Below are 20,722 nucleotides of genomic sequence, written 5' to 3'. Positions count from 1 at the left end.
CGCGCGCACCGTGGGGCACGATGGGCCCATGGCATCCACGAACGACCACCCCGGTGAGCAGGCCGCCCCGGACCCCGTCAAGCTGATCGGCATCCGGGAGACGCCCCTCTCCGTGGACGAGGTCTTCCGGGCCGTCGGGGACGACGCCTCCGGCGGGACCGCGCTGTTCGTCGGGACCGTGCGGAACCACGACGGGGGCACCGACGTCGACCGGCTCGGCTACTCGTGTCACCCCAGTGCCGAGGCCGAGATGCGGCGGATCGCCGAGAAGGTCGTCGCCGAGTACCCCGTACGGGCGCTCGCCGCCGTACACCGCGTGGGGGACCTGGAGGTCGGGGACCTCGCCGTGGTCGTCGCCGTCTCCTGCCCGCACCGGGGCGAGGCCTTCGACGCCTGCCGGAAGCTCATCGACGACCTCAAGCACGAGGTGCCCATCTGGAAGCACCAGACCTTCTCCGACGGAACCGAGGAGTGGGTCGGCGCCTGCTGAGGGACGAACCTCGCCGATCCCCCTGACTCCGGTTGCGTAACCGGCCCCCCGGCGTGAGCGTTGTCACGGCGGATGGTTAATCTGCTGATCAGTCAGTCGCGGAGCTCATGGGGTTGGGAGGTCGGCATGGCGGCGCTCGCCTGGTTGCTGATTCCGCTGGTCGCCGCGGTGGCCGCGGGTCTGTGGGGAAGCTGGGCCAACCGCACCCGCAAGATGCGGAGCGACGGCCCCGAGCTCGACGGGTACGCCCGGTTCCGCGAGGCGATGGAGAGGTCCCGTACCGGAGCCTGACGGGTGTCGCCCTGACGATGCTCCGACAGCCGCGTCCCGTAATGTCGTCCCATGCCACGCCGCACCGCGACGATGCTCGCCTCCACCCTGATGCTGATCGCGCTCCTGTGCGCGGGTGTGTTCATCCCCGTGCCCTACTCGGAGATGTCACCGGGGCCGACGGTGAACACGCTCGGGGACCACGACGGCGAGCCGGTGCTGCAGATCTCCGGGCACAAGACGTACGAGACGAGCGGTCATCTGAACATGACCACCGTCCGGGTCACCAGTGCCGACTACCGGATGAACCTCGTGGAGGCCGTCTACGGATGGTTCTCGCACGACAACCGGGTGGTGCCGCACGACACGCTCTACCCGGACGGCAAGACCGAGGAGGAGGCCACCCAGGAGAACGCCGAGGAGTTCAGCCAGTCCCAGGAGAGCGCGAAGGTCGCCGCCCTGAAGGCACTGGACATCCCGGTGAAGTCCTGGGTGATCGTCTCCACGGTCGTCAAGGGATCCCCGGCCCAGGGCCGGCTGCACGCCGGTGACGTGATCCGGGCCGTGGACGGCACGACGGTCAAGGAGCCCGGTGACGTCGCCGACCTGGTGACCGAGCACAAGCCCGGCCAGGACGTCGTCTTCACCATCGTGCCCGCCAAGGAGCAGGCCGCCGCGGAGAAGGAAGGCCGGACGCCCACGAAGACCCAGGACGTCACGATCACCACCGCGACCTCCGACGACGCCGGCGAGAAGCGTGCCATCGTCGGCATCAGCGCCGGGACGGACCACACGTTCCCCTTCTCCATCGACATCAAGCTCGCCGACGTCGGCGGACCCAGCGCCGGTCTGATGTTCGCGCTCGGCATCTACGACAAGCTCACGCCGGGCAGCCTCACCGGCGGCACGTTCGTCGCCGGCACCGGGACGATCGACGACGCCGGCAAGGTCGGTCCGATCGGCGGCATCGGGATGAAGACCATCGGCGCGCGGGAGAAGGGCGCCCGGTACTTCCTGACGCCCGCCGACAACTGCGCGTCCGCCGCCGCCGACACCCCGGACGGGCTCACCCTCGTGAAGGTGGACACCATCGACGACGCCCTCGGCGCCCTCGACGACATCCGCACCGGGAAGACCGACGACCTGCCGAAGTGCACGGCCGGCTAGAGGGCGCCCCGGGCAGCCCGAGGGGCCGCCCGGGACCGTCCGGGACTACTCCTCGAAGGTCGCCGTCAGCGCCTGGGCGAGACCGGGCACCAGATCGGAACCCGTGAGGACCTCGGTGGCGGAGTCCTTCTCCCGCAGCCGCAGGGCGGACTCACGGGCGCCGTCACGCAGCACCGCGACCGTCATGCGGACCTCCTGACGGTCGGGGTGCTCGGCCACCCACCGCGTCAGCTTCTCCCCGTCCAGGTCCGCCGGCACCTGGGCCTCGGCGGACGGCGGGAGCATCAGGCGTTCCACGGCCAGCGCGCAGCCGACCACGGCGTCGGGCCAGGCGATGGTTCCGAGGAACTCGTCCAGCGGCTGGTCCGTGGGGATCTCGTCCTGCTCGATCGGGGTGAAGCCGGAGCTCTCCGTCTCCTCCTGGAGACCGAGCCGGTCCGCGAGCGTGGGCTGGTCGGCCCGCAGCCGTGCGGTGTCGACAAGGGCGAAGAGGCGTGCGGGCTGGTCCCAGCCGAGGCCGGAGACGTACTCGTCGATCTCGAGTACGGCCCGGGTGAGGGGGCTCGCTGCCATGGGGGTGTTGGACATGGTCACAATCCTGCCTCGTTCCTGGGCCGAATCGGGAACCGAGTAAACGATGAGTAAGTTGCATAGGTGTGGGCCCACGACGACGGGGGCGCACGGGGGGCCCACGAACCCGAGGGCCTGACGGATCAACAGCGACTTCGAGGTGCGCACCTTGGCTTTCCAGATGCCGGACCGAGGCGGAGGCCCGACGGGGCCACGGATCAGAGTGGGCCGCCCGTCCCGGCGTGTCCGCACTCTGCTGATGACGCTCGGTGTCCTCGCCGTGCTCGGCATGGCGTTCACCATGTTCGCGGGCTTCTGGACGGACTGGCTGTGGTACCGGTCGGTCCATTACTCGTCGGTGTTCACGACGACGCTGTGGACGAAGATCGGTCTCTTCTTCGTCTTCGGCCTGCTCATGGCGCTCGCCGTCGGCCTCAACATCTGGCTGGCCCACCGGCTCCGCCCGCCGTTGAGCGCCATGTCGATGGAGCAGCAGAACCTCGACCGCTACCGGATGGGCATCGCCCCGTACAAGAAGTGGCTGCTGCTCGGCATCACCGCCCTGGTCGGCCTGATCGCCGGCGCGTCGGCCTCCGGCCAGTGGCGGACGTGGCTGATGTGGGTCAACGGCGTGCCCTTCGGGCAGAAGGACCCCCAGTTCAAGCTGGACGTCTCCTTCTACGCCTTCGACCTGCCCTGGTACCGGTTCCTGCTCGGCTTCGGCTTCGCGACCGTGATCATCTCGGTGATCGCCGCCGCGCTCACCCACTATCTGTACGGCGGCCTGCGCGTCACCAGCCCGGGAGCGCGCGCCACGGCCGCGGCCACCGGCCACCTGTCGGTGCTCATCGGCGTCTTCGTCGCCCTCAAGGCGGTCGCGTACTGGCTCGACCGGTACGGACTGGCGGTGAAGTCCAGCGACTTCAAGGCGACCGACAACTGGACGGGGCTGAGGTACGTCGACGCCAACGCCTACCTGCCGGCCAAGACGATCCTGTTCTGCATCGCCGTCATCTGCGCGCTGCTGTTCTTCGCCACCCTGTGGCGGCGCACCTGGCAGCTGCCCGTGATCGGCTTCGGCCTGATGGTGCTCTCGGCGATCCTCATCGGCGGTCTGTACCCGGCGCTGGTCCAGAAGTTCGAGGTGCAGCCCAACGAGCAGGCCAAGGAGGCGCCGTACGTCGAGAAGAACCTCGAGGCGACGCGCAAGGCCTACGACATCGAGGGCACCCAGGTCACCGAGTACGCCGGCGAGAGCAAGACCGACGACAAGACCGGGCTCCGGGACGACGTCGATGCGACGGCGTCGATCCGCATCATGGACCCGAACATCATCTCGCCGACGTTCCAGCAGCTCCAGCAGATGCGTAACTACTACGCGTTCCCGAACAACCTGGACGTCGACCGCTACTCCAAGGACGGCAAGGACCAGGACACGGTCATCGGTCTGCGCGAGCTGAACCTGGCCGGGATCCCGAAGAAGAACTGGATCAACAACCACTTCCGCTACACCCACGGCTTCGGCGTGGTCGCCGCCAAGGGCACCCAGGTCGACTCCGAGGGCCGCCCGGTCTTCACCGAGTCCGACCTGCCGTCCAAGGGCGACCTCGGGACGTACGAACAGCGGGTCTACTACGGCGAGAAGACCACCACGTACTCCATCGTCGGCGGTCCCCAGAAGGAGATCGACTACTCCGACGACAACGGTGAGAAGACCACCAGCTACAAGGGCGACGGCGGGGTGGACCTGTCCAACCCGATCAACCGGGCCGCGTACGCGGTGGCGTTCAGCGAGCCGCAGATCCTCTACTCCGGCGCCATCGGCGACGGGTCGAAGATCCTCTACAACCGCACGCCGAAGGAGCGCGTCGAGGCGGTCGCCCCGTGGCTGACCATCGACGGCGACGCCTACCCGGCGGTGGTGGACGGCCGGATCCAGTGGATCGTGGACGCCTACACGACGACGAACGGCTACCCGTACGCCTCCCGTACGACGCTCGGTGACACGACCGCCGACTCGCTGACCGCCCGCAACGACTCGCGCGCCGTGGTGGCCCAGCAGAACCAGGTCAACTACATCCGCAACTCGGTGAAGGCGACCGTCGACGCGTACACGGGCGACGTCAAGCTGTACCAGTGGGACACCCAGGACCCGGTCCTGAAGACCTGGATGAAGGCGTTCCCGGACACGGTCAAGGCCAAGAGCGAGATCTCCGACGCGCTGATGGCCCATCTGCGCTACCCGCAGGACCTGTTCAAGGTCCAGCGAGAGCTGCTCACCCGCTACCACGTGAAGGACGCCACGACGTTCCTCAGCGGCAGCGAGGTGTGGCAGGTGCCGGACGACCCGACCAACAAGTCGGGCGACGCGGTGCCGCCGTACTACCTGAGCATGAAGATGCCCGACCAGAAGCAGCAGGCGTTCTCGCTGACGACGACGTTCACGCCGATCGGACGCGACAACCTCAGCGCGTTCATGGCGGTCGACGCGGAAGCGGGCACCAAGGACTACGGCAAGATCAGAGTCCTGAAGCTGCAGACGAGCACGACCGTGAACGGACCCAAACAGGTCCAGAGCCAGTTCAACTCCGAACAGGACATCGCCGAGTCCATCAGGCTGCTGAGAGGCGGCGACTCGGAGGTCGAGTACGGCAACCTGCTGACGGTGCCCCTCGACGGAGGGCTGCTCTACGTGGAACCGGTCTACGTGCGCGGCGGCGACCTCAAGTACCCGCTGCTGCGGAAAGTGCTGGTGTCCTACGGCGGCAACACCGCCTTCGAGGACACGCTCGACGAAGCCCTGAACAAGGTCTTCGGGGCGAAGGGTTCGGCCACCGAGCCACCGGACCAGGGGGACGACACCACGACACCGCCGCCGACGTCCACCAACCCCACGGTCCAGGACGCGCTGGACGACGCCCAGAAGGCCTTCGAGGCCGGTCAGGAAGCTCTCAAGCAGAACGACTGGGCGGCGTACGGCAAGGCGCAGAAGGACCTGGAGGACGCCCTCCAGAAGGCCGAGGACGCGCAGGCCCAGGCCGGCCGGAGCGGTGGCGACAACAACGGCGACAAGAACGGCGACAAGAACACGGACGACAAGACCCAGGACGGCAAGGCGAGTCCCAGTCCGACCCCGACCGGCGGCGCCGGCGGGTCGGGCAGCGGCTGAGCTGGTCAAACGCCCATCCCGCGCCGTGATACGGTTGTGAACACAACGGCGCGGGGTGGAGCAGCTCGGTAGCTCGCTGGGCTCATAACCCAGAGGTCGCAGGTTCAAATCCTGTCCCCGCTACTGAAGTCGTGAGCTACGTGCGAACGGCGACGAAGGCCCGGATTCCCAAAGGGATCCGGGCCTTTGTGATGTGCGAACGCATGTGCCGATGACGGCGACGGCCGCGCCGGTGGGGGGAGTTGGGGCGATCCGTGTTTGACTTGTCTCCCTGTGGGCATGTCGACAAAACGCTGAAGTGACCTCAATGACTGCGGTATACCAGGTGTACCCGGGTTGCGGGTGGTGCGACGATGGACGTTATGGGGGAGATGGCAAATCTGTTCGAGACGGGGCGTTTTGTGCAGCCGTCCGGCCGGGAGGAGACCGGGGACGAGGCTCAGGAAGCCGCCGACGAGGCCGCCGAGGAGGTACGCCGGCGGATCGCCGCCGAGGCCGGTGACGTCGAGGCGATGAGCGTGCTCGGGGCCATGCTGCTGCGCCGTGGTGATCTCGACGGAGCCGAGTCCCACCTGCGTGCCGCCACCGCGGCCGGTGACCGCGCCGCCGCCAACAACCTGGGTGTCCTGCTGCACCAGCGCGGCTATGCCGACGAGGCCGCCGGATGGTGGCGGATCGCCGCCGTCGCCGGGTCCTGTGCGGCCGCTCACGCGCTGGGGCGGCACTTCCGCGAGCGCGGGGACGAGCCCGCCGCCGAGTACTGGCTCCGCCAGTCCGCCGAACAGGGACACGTGCTGGGCGCCTACGCGCTCGCCGACCTGCTGGAGCACCGCGCCGACACCGCCGGCGCCGAGCGGTGGATGCGGGCCGCGGCCGAGCGGGGGCACCGGGAGGCCGCGTACCGGCTGGCCCGGACGCTGGACCGGCGCGCCGGTCGGGACCTCGACGGCGACGGCGATGCCGGTGTCCTGCGCTCCGTGACCGACCGGGCCGACCGGGCCGAAGAAGGGAGCGAGGAGGCCGAGCAGTGGTACCGGCAGGCCGCCGCGCGTGGCCACCGGCGGGCCGCACTGCACCTCGGGGCGATCCTGGAGCGGCGGGGCGAGCTCAGGGAGGCCGGGCGCTGGTACCTGACGTCCGCCAAGGACGGCGAGCCGCGCGCGGCCTGTGCGCTGGGCTTCCTGCTGCGCGACGCCGGGGACACCGAGAGCGCCGCCGTGTGGTGGCTGCGGGCCGCGCAGGACGGCGACGGCAACGCGGCCAACGCGCTGGGCGCGCTGCACGCCGAGCGCGGCGAGCCGCAGACCGCCGAGCGCTGGTACCGGGCCGCGCTGGACGCCGGGGACGACAACGGTGCCTACAACCTCGGGCTGCTCTGTGCCGAGCAGGGCCGCACGGCACAGGCCGAGCAGTGGTACCGGCGCGCCGCGTACGCCGGACACCGGGAGGCCGCGAACGCGCTGGCGATCCTGCTGCTCCGGGGCGGGGACGCGGTCGGCGCCGAGCCGTGGTTCTCCAAGGCCGCCGAGGCGGGCAGCGTGGACGCCGCCTTCAACCTCGGCATCCTGCACGCGGGACGGGGCGAGGACCTCGCGGCACTGCGCTGGTACGAGCGGGCCGCCGCCGCCGGGCACACGGAAGCGGCCCTGCAGGTCGGCATGGCGCGGCTGCGGGACGGCGACGAGCCGGAGGCGGAGCGGTTCCTGCGGTGCGCGGCGGGCGGCGGCAGTCCGGAGGCCGCGTACCGCCTGGCCACGCTGCTCGACGCGCGCCGGCCGCCGGCGCCCGCGCACGAGCTGGGGGAGCCGGCGCAGGAGAAGACCGAGTGCGAGGAGTGGTACGAGCGGGCGGCCTCGCAGGGCCACCGCCGGGCCCAGGTGCGCGTCGGGATGCTGGCCGCGGCACGGGGCGACGTGGTGGAGGCGGCGCGGTGGTACCGGGAGGCGGCCGAGGCCGGCTCCCGCAACGGCGCGTTCAACCTGGGGTTGCTGCTGGCGCGGGAGGGCAGCGAGCCCGAGGCCGTCGTGTGGTGGCGCCGAGCCGCCGACGCCGGGCACGGGCGGGCGGCGTTGCGGCTCGCGCTGGTGTGCGCGCGGCGGGGGGAGCTGGACGAGGGGCAGCGGTGGGCCGACCGGGCGGTGTCGTTGGGGCCGCAGGAGGTTGCGGAGCGGGCGGCTCGGTTGCGGGACGCGTTGCGGCAGGAGCTGTCGGCGTAGCGCTGCGCCGAGCTTGGGGCGTGCGTCCAGGGCGCCGGTGCCCGTGCCGGGCGCGGGTGGGTCGTGCGGCCCGGCGTGGACGGGGGTGCTGGTGCGCCCGACAGCTGCGATTTGCTTCTTGTCATGCGGGTGACGTAGTGTTCCATTCATCGACGCGGGGTGGAGCAGCTCGGTAGCTCGCTGGGCTCATAACCCAGAGGTCGCAGGTTCAAATCCTGTCCCCGCTACTGAAGGCCGAGGGCCGGAATCCGAAAGGGTTCCGGCCCTCGGTGCGTTGGTGTGTTCGGCGCGTGGAGCTTCGGCGCATCAGCGCAACGCGAGAGCCCCGGCACCCATCGGTGCCGGGGCTCTCGTGCGAACCGGGTTACGCCGCGGCGCAGTTCGGGCAGGTGCCGCGGTACGTCACCTCGACGTCGGAGACCGTGAAGCCGAAGCGCTCCGTGTCGGGGAGGTCGGCCAGCGGATTGCCGGTCGGGTGGACGTCGCGGATCGCGCCGCACTGCGCGCAGACCAGGTGGTGGTGCGGCCGGTGAGCGTTCGGGTCGTACCGCTTCGCGCGCTTGTCCGTCGCGACCTCCAGCACCTCACCGAGCGAGACCAGCTCGCCCAGGGTGTTGTAGACGGTCGCCCGGGAGATCTCCGGCAGCTTCGTGACAGCCCTGGCGTGCACCTCGTCGGCGGTCAGATGGACGTGATCGCCGTCGAGGACCTCGGCCACGACGCGTCGCTGCGCGGTCATGCGCCATCCGCGACCACGCAGCCGTTCCAGTAGGTCACTCATACAGACCAGCCTAACAGCAAGGGGGACCAGGTCCCGAACGGGTGTGACTTTGGAGTCTTACTTGACTTAGACATTGTCCATTGTAGGATCGGGAACGGCATTAGCCAAGGGACAGGTTTTGCAGGATTGGCGCAGGAGGCGTACGTGACTCAGGGACCGCTTACTACGGAGGCCGGTGCTCCGGTAGCCGACAACCAGAACAGCGAGACCGCGGGCGTCGGCGGCCCCGTGCTCGTCCAGGACCAGCTCCTCCTCGAGAAGCTGGCCCACTTCAACCGTGAGCGCATCCCGGAGCGTGTCGTGCACGCCCGTGGCGCCGGTGCCTACGGCACCTTCACGGTCACCGCCGATGTCACCAAGTACACGCGCGCCGCCTTCCTCTCCGAGGTCGGCAAGGAGACGGAGACCTTCCTCCGCTTCTCGACCGTGGCGGGCAACCTGGGTGCGGCGGACGCCGTCCGTGACCCGCGTGGTTTCGCGCTGAAGTTCTACACCGAAGAGGGCAACTACGACCTCGTCGGCAACAACACCCCGGTGTTCTTCATCAGGGACGCCATCAAGTTCCCCGACTTCATCCACACCCAGAAGCGCGACCCGTACACGGGCTCGCAGGAGGCGGACAACGTCTGGGACTTCTGGAGCCTGTCGCCGGAGTCGACCCACCAGGTGACCTGGCTGCACGGTGACCGCGGCATCCCGGCCTCCTACCGGCACATGGACGGCTTCGGCTCGCACACGTACCAGTGGAACAACGCGGCCGGCGAGGCCTTCTGGGTGAAGTACCACTTCAAGACGGACCAGGGCATCAAGAACCTGACCGTCGAGGAGGCCGAGGCCCTCGCGGGCAAGGACCCCGACTCCCACCAGCGCGACCTGCGTGAGGCCATCGAGCGCGGTGACTTCCCGTCCTGGACGGTCGGCGTGCAGATCATGCCCGTCGCCGAGGCCGCGACCTACCGCTTCAACCCGTTCGACCTGACCAAGGTGTGGCCGCACGCGGACTACCCGATCGTCTGGTTCGGCAAGCTGGAGCTCAACCGCAACCCGGAGAACATCTTCGCCGAGGTCGAGCAGTCGATCTTCTCCCCGGCGCACTTCGTGCCCGGCATCGGCCCGTCCCCGGACAAGATGCTCCAGGGCCGCCTCTTCGCCTACGGCGACGCCCACCGCTACCGCGTCGGCATCAACGCCGACCACCTGCCGGTGAACCGCCCGCACGCCACCGAGGCGCGCACCAACTCCCGTGACGGCTACCTGTACGACGGCCGCCACAAGGGTGCGAAGAACTACGAGCCGAACAGCTTCGGCGGCCCGTTCCAGACGGACAGAGCCCTGTGGCAGCCGGTCGCGGTCTCCGGTGTCACCGGTGACCACGAGACCCCGAGGCACGCCGAGGACAACGACTTCGTCCAGGCGGGCAACCTCTACCGCCTGATGACGGAGGAGGAGAAGGAGCGCCTGGTCGCCAACCTGGCCGGCGGCATCTCCCAGGTCTCGCGCGAGGACATCATCGAGCGCGCGATCAACAACTTCCGTCAGGCCGACGGTGACTTCGGCAAGCGGCTGGAGGCCGCGGTCCAGGCCCTGCGCGGCTGACGTCCAGCACTGGACCGCTTGTCGTAGCGGCGGGCCGGACCCCCGGGAACGGGGGTCCGGCCCTTCGTCGTACCGCCCGGTCGTCGTCCGCCGGACGGCGTCAGGCGATCACCGCCGGCGCCTCGCGCTGCCGCCGCACCGGTGCCCAGCAGCGGATGATGTCGCGGACCGAGACGATGCCGACGGGCTCGTCGTGCTCGAGGACGATGAGGTGGCGGAAGCCGCCGTGCGCCATCGCCCCGGCCGCCTCCTCCACGGTCCAGGACGGCGCGGCGAACACGACGTCGGTGGTGGTGTGGGCGTGGGCGCGTTCGGCGTCCGGGTCCTGGCCCCGGCCGAGGGAGTTGAGGATGTCGCGTTCGGTGAGGATGCCGATGCCGCCGGCGTCGGGGTCGTGCACCACGGCCGCGCCGACGCGGCGGGCGGACATCAGTGCGGCGGCCTGGCGCAGGGTGTGGGTGGGGCCGATGGTGAGGACGACCGAGCTCATGGCTTCGCGGACGAGCATGGGTGGAGCCACCTCCTGCCGGTGATCCATGAGTTAGTTCATGGATTCACAAGTTCACAAGTGGGGGGACTCTCAGAGTGGCAGGTAAAGCGGGGGTCAACAAGGGGGCGCGGAGGGCGAGTCGGCGGGCGTGCGGGGGGACTCAGTAGCGCTGGTTGAGATAACCGAGCAGCTCGTCGTGGAGCCGGCCGTTGGACGCCGCGGCGTTGCCGCTGTGCGGGCCGGGTCGGCCGTCCAGGCCGGTGAAGGTGCCGCCGGCCTCCGTGACGATGATGGCGTTCGCGGCCATGTCCCAGAGGGAGAGCTCGGGTTCGGCGCACAGGTCGACCGAGCCCTCGGCGACCATCATGTAGGGCCAGAAGTCCCCGTACGCGCGCGTGCGCCACACCTCGCGGGTCAGGTCCAGGAAGCCGTCCAGCCGGCGCTGCTCCTCCCAGCCGCTGAGCGAGGAGTACGCGAAGGAGGCGTCGGAGAGCGCGGAGACCTGGGAGACCTGGAGCCGGGACGCCGAGGTCAGGCTGCGGCCGGTGAAGGCGCCGTGGTCCTTCACGGCCCACCAGCGGCGGCCGAGGGCCGGGGCGGAGACGAGGCCGACGACGGGCTGGTACCCGCCCTCGCCGGCCTCCATGAGGGCGATCAGGGTGGCCCAGACGGGGACGCCGCGCACGTAGTTCTTCGTACCGTCGATCGGGTCGATGACCCAGCGGCGGGGGCCGGCGCCCTCGGTGCCGTACTCCTCGCCGAGGACGGAGTCGCGGGGGCGGGCGCGGGCGAGGTGGTTGCGGATGAGTTCCTCGGCGGCCTTGTCGGCCTCGCTCACCGGGGTCATGTCCGGCTTGGTCTCGACCTTCAGGTCGAGGGCCTTGAAGCGGTCCATCGTCGCGGCGTCGGCGGCGTCCGCGAGGACGTGGGCGAGGCGGAGGTCGTCGAGGTAGTCCGGCATGCGGCCACGGTATCGGGCGGGGGTGGGGCGGGGCCACCAGGGTTTGTGCGGGGCGTTGTGGGGGCCGGCCGGTGAGGCCGGTGTTGGTGGGGGTGCGGGCGTGTCGGTGCGGGGCCGGGGTGGGTGGTGTCGCCCGGCGTGGCGCGGTGCCTCCCGCACTCTCGGCTCTCTCGAGCGGGGGACCCCCACCGCCCACCCGTGCCGCCCTGGGGGTACCTCCCAGGCCGTTCAGGCACTGGCGGAGGTACGACTTGCCCGCAGCTGCGCCGGAGGGCAGGAGTGCCTGAGGCCAGGCTGGACGGCGGGAGTGCCCGTGGCTGCGCCGGCCGGCGTGGCTGCGGCGGCCGTGCGGTGGGAGAGTGCAAGGCCCCTTGACAGGTATGGCATACCCGTCAAATCTGGGCGCTGAGTCGCTTCGGCCGAGGGAGGCGATGATGCCCGCAGCCCGGGAGTCCCTGCTCGACGCCGCGTACACGGCGCTGGCGCGTCGGCCGTGGGCCGCTGTGCGGATGGTGGACGTGGCGGCGGCGGCCGGGGTGTCGCGGCAGACGCTGTACAACGAGTTCGGGAGCAAGGAGGGCCTCGGCCGGGCGCTCGTGCGGAGGGAGGCGGACGGGTATCTCGCCGGTGTGGAACGCGCGCTCTCCGCGCTCGGCGACCCACGCGAGCGGCTCACCGCGGCGGCCGAGTGGACGACCTCCGCGGCCGGGGAGAACGCGCTGGTGCGGGCCATGCTCACCGGCTGCTGGGGTGCGTGGCTGCCCGCCCCCGCGCCGGGGGCCGTACCGTCGTCCTCCTCCGCCGTGCCGGCCCAGCGCCGGGCCGACGGCCCGCTGCCCTCGCCCGGCGACTTCGTGGCGCTCGTCCGCGACCGCGCCGTCGCCGCCCTGTCCGGGCCCGGCGTTCCCCGCGCGGAGGCCGCCGACCTCGCCCGCACCTGCGAGCTCACGGTCCGGATCGCCCTGTCCTGCGTCGCGGCTCCCCCCGCCGAGGGCGGCGTGTCGGAACTCGTCCGTACCGTCCTGCCACGGCAGTTGGCGCCGTGACGGCCGGAGGAGTCAGTGCGCCGAGCCCGACAGCTGAAGCCCGATGACGCCGATGATGACGAAGCTGATCGAGACGATCTTCAGCGTGGAGACCAGGTCACCCAGGAACACCATGCCGTAGATCGCGGTGCCCGCCGCCCCGATCCCGGTCCACACGGCGTACGCCGGGCCGACGTCGAGCTTCTTCAGTGACAGGGTCAGCAGGCCGAAACTGCCCAGTGCGAAGGCGCAGAACGCGATCGTGGGCCAGAGCCGGGTGAAGCCGTGCGAGAGCTTCAGACACACGGCGAAGCCGGTCTCGAGCACCCCGGCCACTATGACCAGCAGCCACGCCATGTGTCGTCCTCCCGTGGTCCCGTACCGTGACCGCTTCGTCGATTCGTCGGCTTTTGCTCGGGCTTGGATCCGGCTTGGTGCGATTATGCACTTGCCGGTCGCACGGCACGGCAAACAACGCGGAGGTCAGTCGCCTTCCGTCCGTTCCCGCGTCGCCAGCAGCCGGCGCAGCGAGTACAGCCGCGCCGGGTCGGCGTGACCCTCGGCGACCCACGCGTCCAGCGCGCAGTCGGGCTCGTCGTGGCTGCACGCCCGCGGGCAGCCCTCGGTGCCCGGCACCAGGTCGGGGAAGGCGTTGATCACGCGGGACGGATCCACGTGGGCGAGCCCGAACGACCGTACGCCGGGGGTGTCGACGACCCAGCCGCCCGTCTTCGAGGACAGCGGCAGGGCGAGTGCCGAGGTCGTCGTGTGCCGGCCGCGTCCCGTCACCGCGTTGACGTGGCCCGTGACCCGGCGGCGGTCCTCGGGCACGAGTGTGTTGACGAGGGTCGTCTTGCCGACGCCGGAGTGGCCGACGAAGGCCGTGATCTTGCCGTCCAGATGTTCCCGAACGAGGTCGGCCGCGGCGCCGTTCTCCAGCTCCTCGCGGCTCGTGACGACGTACGGGATGTCCAACGCGCCGTACAGACCGAGCAGTTCGTCGGGCGGGGCGAGGTCCGACTTGGTCATCACGAGCAGCGGGGTGAGGCCGCCGTCGAACGCCGCGACCAGGCAGCGGTCGATCAGGCGCGGGCGCGGCTCGGGGTCGGCGAGGGCGGTGACGATGGCGAGCTGGTCGGCGTTGGCGACGACCACCCGCTCGTAGGGGTCGTCGTCGTCCGCCGTGCGGCGCAGCACCGAGGTGCGCTCCGCGATGCGGACGATCCGCGCGAGCGTGTCCTTCGTGCCGGACAGGTCGCCGACCAGTGCCACCCGGTCGCCGACGACCGCCGCCTTGCGGCCCAGCTCGCGTGCTTTCATCGCCGTGATGATCCGGTCCTCGACGAGGCACGTCAGCCGGCCCCGGTCCACGGTGAGGACGAGTCCCTCGGCGGCGTCCTCGTGCTTGGGCCGGATGTGCGTACGCGGACGGTTGCCCTTGCGGTTGGGGCGGGAGCGGATGTCGTCCTCGTCGGTGTGCTTGCCGTAGCGGCGCATGGCGAACGGTCCCTACGCCCCGAGCATCCCGGTCCACAGGTCGGGGAAGTCGGGCAGTGTCTTGGCGGTCGTCGCCACGTTCTCGATCTCCACGCCCTCGACCGCGAGGCCGATGATCGCGCCGGCGGTGGCCATGCGGTGGTCCTCGTAGGTGTGGAAGACCCCGCCGTGCAGGCGGCGCGGGCGGATGTGCAGCCCGTCGGCGGTCTCGGTGACGTCGCCGCCGAGCCCGTTGATCTCCTTGGTCAGCGCGGCCAGCCGGTCCGTCTCGTGCAGCCGCAGGTGCGCCACCCCGCGCAGGGTCGAGGGGGAGTCCGCGAGGGCCGCGACGGCCGCGATACCGGGAGTGAGCTCGCCGACCTCGCCGAGGTCCACGTCGACGCCGTGCACGGCACCCGATCCGGTGAACACGAGGCCGTAGTCGGTCAGTTCACAGGAACCGCCCATGTCGGTGAAGATCTCGCGCAGCCGGTCACCGGGCTGGGTGGTGCGGGCCGGCCAGTCGGGGATCACCACCTTGCCGCCGGTCACCAGCGCCGCCGCCAGGAACGGCTGGGCGTTCGACAGGTCCGGCTCGACCGTCAGGTCGCGGCCGAGCAGCGCGCCCGGCGTGACCCGCCAGACGTTCGGCTCGCCGCCGGACTCCGGGGTGTCCACCTGCGCGCCGACCGAGCGCAGCATGTCGACGGTCATGCGGATGTGCGGCATGGACGGCAGCGCCGAGCCGGTGTGGCGGACCTCGACGCCCTGGTTGAAGCGCGGGCCGGACAGCAGCAGGGCGCTGACGAACTGCGAGGACGACGACGCGTCGATCTCGACCGGGCCGCCCTCCAGGGCGCCGCCGCCGTGCACGGTCATCGGCAGCGCGCCGCGCCCGTCGTCGTCGACGCGGGCGCCGAGCGCGCGCAGCGCGTCGATCACCCCGTGCAGCGGGCGCTCGTACGAACGGGGATCGCCGTCGAAGCGGACGGGGCCGTCGGCGAGCGTGGCCACCGGCGGGAGGAAGCGCATGACCGTGCCGGCGTTGCCGACGTCGACCGTGGCGGGACCGTGCAGACCGGCCGGGATGACCCGCCAGAACTCGCCGGTGCCGTCGGGACCGACACCCTCCTCGATCTCGACGCCCATCGCCCGCAGTGCCCCGGCCATCAGCAGGGTGTCCCGGGAGCGCAGCGGGCGGCGCAGCCACCCGGGCTCGGAGGCGAGGGCGGCCAGCACCAGGGCGCGGTTGGTGACCGATTTGGACCCGGGCACATGGACGGTCGCGTCGACGGCTCCGCTCGCGTGCGGGGCGGGCCAGAGGGCGGTGTGCGCGGGATTCACGGTCATGGGCCCCACTTTAATGGCTGAAGCCGATCGGAGATCTTGATCAAAGGCGGCGAAATCCGACCGAAACTGCGACATGGGAATTGCCGTGCATATATGCGGCAGTTCTCGGCGCCCGCGCGGCCACCGGCCCCGGGGGCCCCGCTCACAGCTCCAGCAGCCAGCGGCCCCCGCCGATCAGCGAGCACAGCGAGACCGCGTGGAACAGGAAGAACCACACCGCCGCCGGCGCGTGGGACAGCCGGGCCAGCTGGTCCGCGTCCGAGTCGCCGGCCCCGCCCCGCGCCCGCTTGGCCTGGAGCTCGAACACCGGCCGCACACCGCCCAGCAGCAGGAACCACACCGCCGCGTACGCGAACGCCGCCTGCACCTGCGGGCCGGCCAGCCAGGACACCAGCAGGAACGTCCCGCCGGTCAGCACGACCGTCAGCACCCCGTACGCGTTGCGGATCATGACCAGCAGGGCGACCAGCAGCGCCGTCGCCACCCACAGCAGCAGCGTGACGCGCCCCGAGGCCAGCAGCGCGGCCCCGCCGAGACCCAGCAGCGAGGGAGCCGTGTAGCCGGCCACCGCGGTGAGGATCATGCCGAGCCCGTGCGGCTTGCCCCGGCTCACGGTCAGGCCGCTGGTGTCCGAGTGGAGGGTGATCCCGGTCAGCGTGCGCCCCGTGAGCAGCGCCACGAGCCCGTGACCGCCCTCGTGGGCGATGGTGATCGCGTTGCGCGCCGTCCGCCACAGCGGGCGCGGCACGACGACGGCGAGCGCGGCGACCAGGGTGGCGATCACCACCCACAGCTCGGGGTCGGGCTGGGTGCCGGTGACCTCGGCCCACAGGGAGGTGGGCGAGACCGATGCGAGGTGGTCCATAGGGGGTGAAGGCTCCTCGTACGAGCGCGGGGTCTGGCAGTGTGGCACGTATGTGCGGACGGTATGCGGCGAGTCGTCGACCCGAGGATCTCGCAGGAATCTTTGAGATCGAGAAGTGGGAGCCCGAGGAGACCCTGGAGCCCGACTACAACGTGGCCCCCACCAAGGAGGTCTACGCCGTCCTGGACCGTCCTCTGAAGGACGTCCAGGACCCGAAGCCGGTTCGCCAGCTGCGCAAACTGAAGTGGGGACTCGTCCCCTCCTGGGCCAAGACCCCCGAGGGCGGCGCCCGGATGATCAACGCCCGCGCGGAGACCGTCCACGAGAAGCCTTCCTACCGCCGCGCCTTCGCCACCCGGCGCTGCATCCTGCCCGCCGACGGCTACTACGAGTGGGTCACCGGCAAGCAGGAGCGGGACCTGGAGGTCGAGGGGCGCAGGAAGCGGCCCCGCAAGCAGCCCTACTTCGTGACCCCGGCCGACGGTTCCGTGTTCGCCATGGCGGGGCTGTACGAGTTCTGGCGGGACAAGACGCTGCCGGACGACCACCCGGGGGCCTGGTGGGTGACGTGCTCGGTGATCACGACCGAGGCGGAGGCCACGCCGCTCGCCGTCGCCCCGGCCGACGGCCCGCACGCCCTGGCCGACATCCACCCCCGGATGCCGCTGATGCTGACGCCGGACCGATGGGACGCCTGGCTCGACCCGGCGCGCACCGACCCCGACGACCTCACCTCCCTGCTGTCGCCCCCGCCCGCCGGGATGATGCGCGCGTTCCCCGTCTCCACGGCCGTGAGCAACGTCCGCAACAACGGGCCGGAGCTGCTGAAGGAGCTGGACGGGCCGGAAGAGGGCACACTCTTCTGACGTGAAGACCGAGATCATCGACACGGAGGCCGGCGCCGCCCGCATCACCTGGCACCCGGCCGCGAAGCCCCGGCTCGTCCTCGCCGCGAGCCACGGCGCCGGCGGCGGCATCGAGGCGCGCGACCTGGCGGCACTGGCGGCGGCGCTGCCCGCGCGGGGCGTGACCGTGGCCCTGGTCGAACAGCCCTGGCGGGTGGCCGGCAAGAAGCTGGCGCCCGCCCCGAAGACCCTGGACACCGGCTGGCGGGGTGTCTGGCCCGCGCTGAACGGCCCCGGCCTGCCGGTGATCTCGGGCGGCCGCAGCGCCGGCGCCCGCGTCGCCTGCCGCACCGCCACCGAGCTGGGCGCCCACGCCGTCCTCGCCCTCAGCTTCCCGCTGCACCCGCCGGGCAAGCCGGAGAAGTCCCGCGCCGGGGAACTGCTCGGAGCCGGGGTGCCCACCCTCGTCGTACAGGGCGGCAATGATCCGTTCGGGAAGCCGGAGGAGTTCCCCGAGGGGACCTACGAACTGACCCCGGTGCCGTACGGCGATCACGGCTTCGCCGTGCCCAAGCGGGCGGGGATCACGCAGGAGGAGGCGCTGCGAATGATCACCGACGGCGTCGCGGAGTGGGCCCGCTCACTCGGCTGAGGGCCCGGGAATGACCGGCGGGCGACCACTGTTGTGGCCGACATACAGAGTTGCTGAGCATCAGCACCGACGCCGTACGAGAGGAAGTCCGCCGCATGGCATCAGCCTTCTGCCCAAGTCGCAGCAGCCGCGCCGACCTGGACTGGACGGTGCTGCACGCGGCGAAGACCGCCCCTGTTCGGGCGGCGGGCGGACCGGATCGTCGTCTATCCTCCGATTCGAGCGGGGCCGGTTTCGTCTCCGCGACGTCACTGGAGGAGGTGGGTCCGGTCACTGGGACCGACGCAGGGACCGAACACGGCCAGGCGGAGCAGCCCGAGGGCCGGGGCACGGGCGCGGAGTCGACCGCGGAGCGCAGCGCGCGCTTCGAGCGGGACGCGCTCGAGTTCCTCGACCAGATGTACTCGGCCGCGCTGCGCATGACCCGCAACCCGGCCGATGCCGAGGACCTGGTGCAGGAGACCTACGCCAAGGCGTACGCGTCCTTCCATCAGTTCCGTGAGGGCACCAACCTCAAGGCGTGGCTGTATCGCATCCTCACCAACACCTTCATCAACTCCTACCGCAAGAAGCAGCGCGAACCTCAGCGCAGCGCGGCCGAGGAGATCGAGGACTGGCAGCTCGCGCGCGCCGAGTCGCACATGTCGACGGGGCTGCGCTCCGCCGAGTCGCAGGCGCTCGACCACCTGCCCGACTCGGACGTGAAGCAGGCGCTCCAGGCGATCCCCGAGGAGTTCCGCATCGCCGTCTATCTGGCCGATGTCGAGGGCTTTGCCTACAAGGAGATCGCGGACATCATGGGGACACCCATCGGTACGGTGATGTCCCGGCTGCACCGGGGCCGCCGTCAGCTGCGCGGCATGCTGGAGGACTACGCCCGCGACCGTGGTCTGGTCCCGGCCGGCGCCGGAGAGTCGAACGAAGCGAAAGGCTCGGGGTCATGAGCTGCGGAGAGCCGCACGAGACGGATTGCAGCGAAATCCTCGATCATCTCTACGAGTTCCTCGACCGGGAGATGCCGGACTCGGACTGCGTGAAGTTCGAGCACCACTTCGAGGAGTGCTCGCCCTGCCTGGAGAAGTACGGGCTGGAGCAGGCCGTGAAGAAGCTGGTCAAGCGGTGCTGCGGACACGACGACGTGCCGGGTGACCTGCGCTCCAAGGTCATGGGCCGGATCGACCTGATCCGCTCGGGCCAGTCGGTGCCCGAGCACGACGTGACGGCCGCGCCGTCCACACCGCAGGAGTCCTGAGCCCGGCGGGCCCCGTGTGACGCGTCACTCGTACGTGCTAATCCGCGGGGCATCCGCCCGCCTCCCCCTCTCGCCGAATCTAGGCTCGCGAGCCTGACAGGCACGGCCGGGGGAGGCGCTCATGGACGCGGTACCGGCACGGGCGCGTGCGTATGTCGCCGGTGTCGTCCTCGCCGCCCTGCTCTGTCTGCGCCCGCTGCCCCAGGTGGCCACGCCCTGGTGGGCCGTGCTGCTGCTCGCCGGGCTGTACGCGGGCTGCGAGCAGGTCGCCCGGACCCGGTTCGTCGGGACCTGCTACCCCGTACTGCTCGCCGGGGCCTTTCTGCTTCCGCCGCCCGCCGCCGCACTCGTGGCGCTGCCGGGGGCCCTGCTGTCCCCGGTGACCCAACGCCCGACCGCCCTGCGCCGGATCTGGCGGGCCGCGCAGCTGACCCTCGCCGTATGGGCCGCGGCCCGGGTGCACGCGGAGTTCGGCGGACGGGACGCGGTCGCGGCCTCCGACTTCCCCTACGCGCTCGTGCCGGCCGGGGCCGCGGTGCTGGGCTTCTGCCTGGTGCTGACCCTGCTGGACGGCGGAATCCTGGCGCTGGCCGACAGGGTGCCGTCACGGCGGGCGTGGCGGGGGCTGTTCTTCCGTTCGCTCGCCCCGATCGCCGTGCACGGGCTCGCCGGTCTGATGATGGCCGTCCTGTGGCGCAGCCCCTACGGTCCGGTCGCAGCGCTGCTCGTGCTCCTGCCGATGTGCGTGGCGTGGTGGGCCTTCGCCCAGTACCACCGGGAGCGGGCCGCGCACCAGGCGACCATCCGCGCCCTCGTCCAGGCCGTCGACATCAAGGACGGCTACACCCGCGGGCACAGTGAGCGGGTCGGCCACGCCTCGATGATGATCGCCCGCGAGCTGGGGCTGGACGACGAACGCGTCGAGACGCTCCGCTTCGCCGGGATCCTGCACGACGTGGGCAAGCTCGGCGTGCCCACACGGCTGCTGCGCAAGGACGGGCCGCTCACACCCGAGGAACGGCGCGTGATCGAGCTGCACCCCGAGTACGGGCACGAGATGGTGCGCGGCATCCGCTTTCTCGGCGAGGCCCGGGCCGCCGTACTGCACCATCACGAACGCCTGGACGGCAGCGGATACCCCTACGGGCTGGCGGGCGGCCAGATCCCCGAGTCGGCCCGGGTGGTCGCCGTCGCCGACGCCTTCGACGCCATGACGTCCACACGCTCCTACAGCAGGGCGCGGCCCGTCGCGGCGGCCGTGGAGGAGCTCCAGCGGTGCGCGGGAACCCATTTCGACCCCCGGATGGTCCTGGCGCTGGTGCGGGCCCTGGAACACCACGGCTGGCACCCGGCCGTGACCTCCGACGTCCCCCCCGTCCGCCCGTCCGGGGCGGTCGACGGCCGCAGCGAGGACGCGCACGACAGTGTGGCGAGGGGGGCTTCGTGAGGCGGCCGGCGCACGACACGCGTGTCCGCGGGGCCGGGGCGCCGGGACGGGCCGGCCGGGACGCACGGCAGCCGGCGGTCGGCTCCGCCGGCGACCGGAC

At 71.1% G+C, this 20,722-nt stretch carries 20 protein-coding genes and 2 tRNA genes; 14 read left to right on the top strand and 8 right to left on the bottom strand.

The annotated features are described in order from the left end of the window. Nucleotides 1–28 precede the first annotated feature (28 nt). The 3 genes from IEZ05_RS04910 to IEZ05_RS04900 all read left to right on the top strand — a co-directional run bounded on the left by IEZ05_RS04910 (nt 29) and on the right by IEZ05_RS04900 (nt 1,927). Nucleotides 29–490, top strand: a complete 462-nt coding sequence (locus IEZ05_RS04910) for a molybdenum cofactor biosynthesis protein MoaE (protein WP_189228754.1) — start codon at nt 29–31, stop codon at nt 488–490. Between the two features lie 126 nt (nt 491–616). After that, complete coding sequence (locus IEZ05_RS04905; protein ID WP_189228753.1) at nt 617–781, top strand: hypothetical protein; 165 nt, start codon at nt 617–619, stop codon at nt 779–781. 51 nt (nt 782–832) lie between these two features. Next, the gene (locus IEZ05_RS04900; protein WP_189228752.1) at nt 833–1,927 is read left to right on the top strand and encodes a YlbL family protein; all 1,095 of its coding nucleotides are present in this window, start codon (nt 833–835) and stop codon (nt 1,925–1,927) included. Between the two features lie 45 nt (nt 1,928–1,972). Here the strand turns inward: IEZ05_RS04900 and IEZ05_RS04895 are convergent, their stop codons facing one another. Further along, nucleotides 1,973–2,515: a PPA1309 family protein gene (locus tag IEZ05_RS04895; RefSeq protein WP_189228751.1), complete on the bottom strand. Its 543-nt coding sequence runs from the start codon at nt 2,513–2,515 to the stop codon at nt 1,973–1,975. A gap of 163 nt (nt 2,516–2,678) precedes the next feature. Here IEZ05_RS04895 and IEZ05_RS04890 point away from each other — a divergent pair, with 163 nt between their 5' ends. From IEZ05_RS04890 to IEZ05_RS04875, 4 genes are all read left to right on the top strand, one after another. Continuing rightward, nucleotides 2,679–5,666, top strand: a complete 2,988-nt coding sequence (locus tag IEZ05_RS04890; RefSeq protein WP_189229209.1) for a UPF0182 family membrane protein — start codon at nt 2,679–2,681, stop codon at nt 5,664–5,666. A gap of 49 nt (nt 5,667–5,715) precedes the next feature. Then, nucleotides 5,716–5,789: transfer RNA gene (locus tag IEZ05_RS04885), tRNA-Met, on the top strand. Between the two features lie 230 nt (nt 5,790–6,019). Continuing rightward, on the top strand, nt 6,020–7,882 hold the full coding sequence (locus IEZ05_RS04880) for a tetratricopeptide repeat protein (protein ID WP_189228750.1): 1,863 nt from the start codon (nt 6,020–6,022) through the stop codon (nt 7,880–7,882). 153 nt (nt 7,883–8,035) lie between these two features. Continuing rightward, nucleotides 8,036–8,109, top strand: a tRNA-Met gene (locus IEZ05_RS04875). A 137-nt stretch (nt 8,110–8,246) separates the two neighbouring features. Here IEZ05_RS04875 and IEZ05_RS04870 read toward each other — a convergent pair. Then, nucleotides 8,247–8,663, bottom strand: a complete 417-nt coding sequence (locus tag IEZ05_RS04870) for a Fur family transcriptional regulator (RefSeq protein ID WP_189228749.1) — start codon at nt 8,661–8,663, stop codon at nt 8,247–8,249. 144 nt (nt 8,664–8,807) lie between these two features. Here IEZ05_RS04870 and IEZ05_RS04865 point away from each other — a divergent pair, with 144 nt between their 5' ends. Next, nucleotides 8,808–10,259 (top strand): catalase, encoded by a 1,452-nt coding sequence (locus tag IEZ05_RS04865; RefSeq protein ID WP_189228748.1) that lies wholly within the window; start codon nt 8,808–8,810, stop codon nt 10,257–10,259. 100 nt (nt 10,260–10,359) lie between these two features. On the opposite strand, the gene IEZ05_RS04860 is transcribed toward IEZ05_RS04865, so the two are convergent. Together IEZ05_RS04860 and hisN are read right to left on the bottom strand one after the other, a co-directional pair. Beyond that, the gene (locus tag IEZ05_RS04860) at nt 10,360–10,767 is read right to left on the bottom strand and encodes a CBS domain-containing protein (protein WP_189228747.1); all 408 of its coding nucleotides are present in this window, start codon (nt 10,765–10,767) and stop codon (nt 10,360–10,362) included. Nucleotides 10,768–10,909: 142 nt separating this feature from the next. Then, nucleotides 10,910–11,710 (bottom strand): histidinol-phosphatase, encoded by an 801-nt coding sequence (hisN, locus tag IEZ05_RS04855; RefSeq protein ID WP_189228746.1) that lies wholly within the window; start codon nt 11,708–11,710, stop codon nt 10,910–10,912. A 431-nt stretch (nt 11,711–12,141) separates the two neighbouring features. On the opposite strand from hisN, the gene IEZ05_RS04850 reads away from it, so the two are divergent. After that, nucleotides 12,142–12,756, top strand: coding sequence for a TetR/AcrR family transcriptional regulator (locus tag IEZ05_RS04850; RefSeq protein WP_189228745.1), 615 nt, complete (start codon nt 12,142–12,144; stop codon nt 12,754–12,756). A gap of 12 nt (nt 12,757–12,768) precedes the next feature. Here IEZ05_RS04850 and IEZ05_RS04845 read toward each other — a convergent pair whose 3' ends face one another. The 4 genes from IEZ05_RS04845 to IEZ05_RS04830 all read right to left on the bottom strand — a co-directional run bounded on the left by IEZ05_RS04845 (nt 12,769) and on the right by IEZ05_RS04830 (nt 16,426). Continuing rightward, on the bottom strand, nt 12,769–13,092 hold the full coding sequence (locus IEZ05_RS04845) for a DMT family transporter (protein WP_189228744.1): 324 nt from the start codon (nt 13,090–13,092) through the stop codon (nt 12,769–12,771). Between the two features lie 126 nt (nt 13,093–13,218). Next, entirely contained in the window at nt 13,219–14,232 is a 1,014-nt protein-coding gene (gene rsgA, locus IEZ05_RS04840; protein WP_189228743.1) for a ribosome small subunit-dependent GTPase A, read from the bottom strand. A gap of 12 nt (nt 14,233–14,244) precedes the next feature. Further along, on the bottom strand, nt 14,245–15,561 hold the full coding sequence (aroA, locus tag IEZ05_RS04835) for a 3-phosphoshikimate 1-carboxyvinyltransferase (protein ID WP_189228742.1): 1,317 nt from the start codon (nt 15,559–15,561) through the stop codon (nt 14,245–14,247). Nucleotides 15,562–15,703: 142 nt separating this feature from the next. Continuing rightward, complete coding sequence (locus tag IEZ05_RS04830) at nt 15,704–16,426, bottom strand: M50 family metallopeptidase (RefSeq protein WP_189228741.1); 723 nt, start codon at nt 16,424–16,426, stop codon at nt 15,704–15,706. 50 nt (nt 16,427–16,476) lie between these two features. Between IEZ05_RS04830 and IEZ05_RS04825 the strand changes: the two genes are divergently transcribed. The 5 genes from IEZ05_RS04825 (at nt 16,477) to IEZ05_RS04805 (ending at nt 20,622) form a co-directional block, all read left to right on the top strand. Next, on the top strand, nt 16,477–17,292 hold the full coding sequence (locus IEZ05_RS04825; protein WP_189228740.1) for an SOS response-associated peptidase: 816 nt from the start codon (nt 16,477–16,479) through the stop codon (nt 17,290–17,292). A 1-nt stretch (nt 17,293) separates the two neighbouring features. Further along, nucleotides 17,294–17,923, top strand: a complete 630-nt coding sequence (locus tag IEZ05_RS04820) for an alpha/beta hydrolase family protein (protein ID WP_189228739.1) — start codon at nt 17,294–17,296, stop codon at nt 17,921–17,923. A 260-nt stretch (nt 17,924–18,183) separates the two neighbouring features. After that, entirely contained in the window at nt 18,184–18,867 is a 684-nt protein-coding gene (gene sigR, locus IEZ05_RS04815) for an RNA polymerase sigma factor SigR (RefSeq protein ID WP_003973756.1), read from the top strand. After that, on the top strand, nt 18,864–19,175 hold the full coding sequence (gene rsrA, locus IEZ05_RS04810; RefSeq protein ID WP_189228738.1) for a mycothiol system anti-sigma-R factor: 312 nt from the start codon (nt 18,864–18,866) through the stop codon (nt 19,173–19,175). The genes sigR and rsrA overlap by 4 nt, the downstream gene beginning before the upstream one ends. Before the next feature lie 121 nt (nt 19,176–19,296). After that, the gene (locus tag IEZ05_RS04805) at nt 19,297–20,622 is read left to right on the top strand and encodes an HD-GYP domain-containing protein (RefSeq protein ID WP_189228737.1); all 1,326 of its coding nucleotides are present in this window, start codon (nt 19,297–19,299) and stop codon (nt 20,620–20,622) included. Nucleotides 20,623–20,722 lie beyond the last annotated feature (100 nt).

The organism is Streptomyces flaveolus, from assembly GCF_014648815.1.
Taxonomy (GTDB): domain Bacteria; phylum Actinomycetota; class Actinomycetes; order Streptomycetales; family Streptomycetaceae; genus Streptomyces; species Streptomyces flaveolus.
The sequence above is the reverse complement of the archived record's forward strand: the minus strand, read 5'-3'. Positions and strand labels throughout refer to the sequence as shown.

Bases quoted from the DNA above. Each gene is read 5' to 3' on its own strand.
- IEZ05_RS04890 (WP_189229209.1), top strand. From the start codon at position 2,679: ATGCCGGACCGAGGCGGAGGCCCGACGGGGCCACGGATCAGAGTGGGC.
- IEZ05_RS04825 (WP_189228740.1), top strand. From the start codon at position 16,477: ATGTGCGGACGGTATGCGGCGAGTCGTCGACCCGAGGATCTCGCAGGA.
- IEZ05_RS04870 (WP_189228749.1), bottom strand. From the start codon at position 8,663: ATGAGTGACCTACTGGAACGGCTGCGTGGTCGCGGATGGCGCATGACC.
- rsgA (WP_189228743.1), bottom strand. From the start codon at position 14,232: ATGCGCCGCTACGGCAAGCACACCGACGAGGACGACATCCGCTCCCGC.
- IEZ05_RS04850 (WP_189228745.1), top strand. From the start codon at position 12,142: ATGATGCCCGCAGCCCGGGAGTCCCTGCTCGACGCCGCGTACACGGCG.
- IEZ05_RS04830 (WP_189228741.1), bottom strand. From the start codon at position 16,426: ATGGACCACCTCGCATCGGTCTCGCCCACCTCCCTGTGGGCCGAGGTC.
- hisN (WP_189228746.1), bottom strand. From the start codon at position 11,710: ATGCCGGACTACCTCGACGACCTCCGCCTCGCCCACGTCCTCGCGGAC.
- rsrA (WP_189228738.1), top strand. From the start codon at position 18,864: ATGAGCTGCGGAGAGCCGCACGAGACGGATTGCAGCGAAATCCTCGAT.
- IEZ05_RS04880 (WP_189228750.1), top strand. From the start codon at position 6,020: ATGGACGTTATGGGGGAGATGGCAAATCTGTTCGAGACGGGGCGTTTT.
- IEZ05_RS04905 (WP_189228753.1), top strand. From the start codon at position 617: ATGGCGGCGCTCGCCTGGTTGCTGATTCCGCTGGTCGCCGCGGTGGCC.
- IEZ05_RS04845 (WP_189228744.1), bottom strand. From the start codon at position 13,092: ATGGCGTGGCTGCTGGTCATAGTGGCCGGGGTGCTCGAGACCGGCTTC.
- IEZ05_RS04900 (WP_189228752.1), top strand. From the start codon at position 833: ATGCCACGCCGCACCGCGACGATGCTCGCCTCCACCCTGATGCTGATC.
- IEZ05_RS04860 (WP_189228747.1), bottom strand. From the start codon at position 10,767: ATGCTCGTCCGCGAAGCCATGAGCTCGGTCGTCCTCACCATCGGCCCC.
- IEZ05_RS04895 (WP_189228751.1), bottom strand. From the start codon at position 2,515: ATGTCCAACACCCCCATGGCAGCGAGCCCCCTCACCCGGGCCGTACTC.
- IEZ05_RS04805 (WP_189228737.1), top strand. From the start codon at position 19,297: ATGGACGCGGTACCGGCACGGGCGCGTGCGTATGTCGCCGGTGTCGTC.
- aroA (WP_189228742.1), bottom strand. From the start codon at position 15,561: ATGACCGTGAATCCCGCGCACACCGCCCTCTGGCCCGCCCCGCACGCG.
- IEZ05_RS04910 (WP_189228754.1), top strand. From the start codon at position 29: ATGGCATCCACGAACGACCACCCCGGTGAGCAGGCCGCCCCGGACCCC.